The sequence below is a fragment of the Actinomadura bangladeshensis genome (genome assembly GCF_004348335.1).
GTDB classification, from domain to species: Bacteria; Actinomycetota; Actinomycetes; order Streptosporangiales; family Streptosporangiaceae; genus Spirillospora; species Spirillospora bangladeshensis.
The window spans coordinates 1-3,246 of sequence record NZ_SMJW01000451.1 but is presented as its reverse complement, the minus strand read 5'-3'; the positions used below and the strand labels follow the sequence as shown (position 1 = coordinate 3,246).

General features: G+C 78.3%; 3 protein-coding genes and 1 pseudogene. All 4 read left to right on the top strand.

What is annotated here, in order from left to right; all coding sequences use genetic code 11:
• Nucleotides 1-215: pseudogene (locus E1284_RS42220) on the top strand (hypothetical protein); the annotation flags it as partial.
• Complete coding sequence (locus E1284_RS39665; protein ID WP_131945277.1) at nucleotides 202-966, top strand: YveK family protein; 765 nt, start codon at nucleotides 202-204, stop codon at nucleotides 964-966. The pseudogene E1284_RS42220 and the gene E1284_RS39665, both read left to right, overlap by 14 nt.
• On the top strand, nucleotides 963-2,081 hold the full coding sequence (locus E1284_RS39660; RefSeq protein ID WP_131945276.1) for a GNAT family N-acetyltransferase: 1,119 nt from the start codon (nucleotides 963-965) through the stop codon (nucleotides 2,079-2,081). Before E1284_RS39665 ends, E1284_RS39660 begins: the two co-directional genes overlap by 4 nt.
• Nucleotides 2,074-3,246: glycosyltransferase (locus E1284_RS39655; protein ID WP_131945275.1), on the top strand; the 1,173-nt coding region annotated here is incomplete at its 3' end. The genes E1284_RS39660 and E1284_RS39655, both read left to right, overlap by 8 nt.

The following is a 3,246-nucleotide window of genomic DNA, read 5'->3' as shown; positions in this document are numbered from 1 at the left end:
GCCTCCCCACCGACGCCGCGGTCTGGAGCGCGGAACTCGCCCGCGTCCTGGCCGGGGACCGTGCCGGCGACCGGGACCGGACGCGCGTGCCGCCCGTCGTCGCCCGCTACGACATCGCCCGGCAGGCCGCCGAGCTCGCCCGGCTGTACCTGCCCGCGCCGGCCGCCCGCGGGATCGTTCCGATACGAGAAAGGGCTCAAGATGCCGCAACCTGAACCGAAACCGAAGGGCGGGGTGCTCGACGCCGCCGTCCGGCGCCTGCGCGGGCCGGTCACCGCGTTCCTGCGGCGGTTCGGCCCGGCCCTGGCGTTCGTGCTGGCCGGCCTCCTCGGCGGGCTCGGCTACGGCCTGCTCGCCCCCACCACCTACACCGCGACCGCGTTCGTCCTGGTCGTGGAGGCCGGGGACGGGCAGTCCGGCCCGGCGGCGGTCAGCTTCGCGCAGGCGTACGGGCGGCTCGCGCCGCTGCCCGAGACCCTGCAGCACTCCTCGATCCCGCTGCCGCGGCACGCCGCGGGCGGCACCCGCGAGCACATCCAGGCGTCCACCTCGCCGGACACCCCGCTGATCCGGCTGGCCGGCAGCGCCCGGACGCCCCGCGACGCCGCCGCGTTCGCCAACGCCGCCGCCGACGCGCTCGTCCGGTACGGGGCGCAGCACCGCGCCGACACCGGCGTCCGCGTCGCGCTGATGACGCTCGCCGAGCCGCCGGCCGTCCCGTCGTCGCCGAACCTGCTGCTCGACGTCGCCGCCGGGACCGCCGCGGGCGTCCTGCTCGCCGGGCTCGGCGCCGCCGTCCTGAGCGGGCGGCGCGGCGCCCGGCGCGACGCGGCGCCCCGGCACGCGGGCGTCCCCGCCCCGGCCGCCGCCCCGCCGGCCGCCGGGCCGGCGAAGGCCGAGCCGGCGAAGGCCGAGCCGGCGAAGGCCGAGCCGGCGGACGCCGAGCGCGCGGAGGTGACGTCATGACCGCGATCGCGCCCGTCCGGTCCGCGCCCCCGGCCGTCGAATGGTCGGTCGAGGTGCACCGGGACGAGCAGGCGCTCGTCGGCCTCGCGGACGAACTGCGCGACCTGTACGACCGCAGCCCGGCCGCGACGCCCTTCCAGACCTATGAGTGGATCAGGGCGTGGTGGGGCTGGTACGGAACGCGCGGGCGGCTGCGGCTCGCGCTCGTCCGGTGCCGGGGCCGGCTCGTCGCGGCGGCGCCGCTGATGGCGGGCGTCCGGTACGGGTTCCCGGTGCTGGTCCCGCTGGCCGCCGAGCAGAGCGACTTCACCGACTTCCTCCTCGACCCCGTGTACGCCGACGGCGCCGTCCCGCGCCTCGCGCGGGCCCTGCTGGACGAGCGCGGATGGTGCGCGCTCGACCTGTGCGAGGTTCGCCCCGGCTCCGTGGCGCACCTGGTCGCGGCGCAGTGGCCGCGCCGGACCTGGCGGACGCCGTCGTCGGTGTGCCTCGAACTCCCGGCCGCCGGCATCGACGACGTCCTCGGCCGGCTGCCGCGCCGCACCGCCGGGAAGATGCGCGCCAAGCTCCGCAAGGTCGACGTGCGCGGCATCACGGCCGAGAGCACCCCGCCGGAGCGGGCGGCGGAGGCCGTCCACGCCCTGCTCGACCTGCACGCCCTCCAGTGGGCGGGCCGCCCGATCAACCCCGAGCACACGCGGGAGCGGTTCCGCCGACACCTGGCCGAGGCCGCGCCCGGGATGGTCCGCGACGGGCGCGCCGCCGTGATGCGGTACATGTGGGACGACCGGCTCGTCGCCAGCGACCTCGTGTTCATCGGCCACCGGTACGTCGGCGCCTACCTGTACGGGGCGATCCCGGACCTGCGCGCCTGCGTGGACGTCTCGCTGATGATGCTCCGGCAGAACCTCGCCATCGCGCGGGACCGGCACCGGCAGGGCGTCAGCCTGCTGCGCGGCGATGAGCCGTACAAGCTGAAATGGCGGCCGACGCCCGTCCGCAACGAGCGGATCATCCTCGGGCGGTCCGCGGCGGCCGCCGCGTTCGCCGGCCTCGCGCAGGCCCGCGGGTACGTGTCGGCGCGGCGGCACCGCGGGCAGGAAGGCCATGGCTGAGCCGCTGCGGGTGCTGCACGTCAGCCAGCCCAACGCGGGCGGGGTCGCGGTGTACGTCGGGCAGGCGGCCATGGACCAGCGCAGGCGCGGCTGGACCGTCGCGGTGGCGTGCCCGCCGGGCGGCGACCTGCCCGAGCGGTGCATGGCGGCCGGCGTCCCGTGGCTCAACTGGGACGCCGCGCGGACCCCCGGCCCCGGCGTCCTGGCGGAGGCGCTCCGGCTCCGGCGGGTGGTCGCGACGTTCGCGCCCGACGTCGTCCATCTGCACTCCTCGAAGGCGGGCCTGGCCGGGCGGCTGCTGCGCCGCCCGCGGGGCACGCCCACCCTGTTCCAGCCGCACGGCTGGTCGTGGCTCGCGGCCACCGGGCGGCAGGCCGCCGGCAGCCGCCGCTGGGAGCGGCTCGCCGCGCGCTGGAGCGACGCGCTGGTCTGCGTCGGCGCGGGGGAGCAGGCCCAGGGCATGGACGCGGGCGTGCGCGGCGCCTACCGGCTCGTCCGCAACGGCGTCGACCTGGCCCGGTTCACCCCGGCGGACGGCGCGGACCGGCTCGCCGCGCGCATCCGGCTCGGGCTGGCCGCCGGGGTGCCGCTCGCCGTCTGCGTCGGCCGGGTGACCCGGCAGAAGGCGCAGGACGTCCTGGTCGCCGCCTGGCCGTCGGTGACCGAGCGCTGCCCGTCCGCCGTGCTCGCGATCATCGGGGACGGCGACGACCTGGCGCGGCTGCGGCGCGAACGGGTGCCGGGTGTCCGGTTCGTCCCGGCGGTGGAGGACACCCGCGACTGGCTGGCCGCCTCGAACGTCGTCGCCCTGCCGTCCCGATGGGAGGGGCTGCCGCTGACGGCGCTGGAGGCGCACGCCATGGGCCGCCCCATCGTCGGGACGGACATCCCCGGCATCACGGAGATCGTCGCGCCGGGCACGGGCGCGCTCGTGCCCGTGGAGGACGCCGGCGCGCTCGCCGCGGAGATCGCCGCGCGCCTGGAACGCCCCGACGCCGCCGAGCGGGAGGGCCGCGCGGGCGCCGCCGCCTCGGCCGCCTACGACCTGTCCGGGACCCTGGAGCTCCTCGCCGCCGTCACCCGCGAGGTGGCCGGAGGCTCTTCCGAGGAGGGCCGGGTGGACGCGCGGGCCGTGGCGGGCGGGTTCGTCCACGCGGGCCTCGCC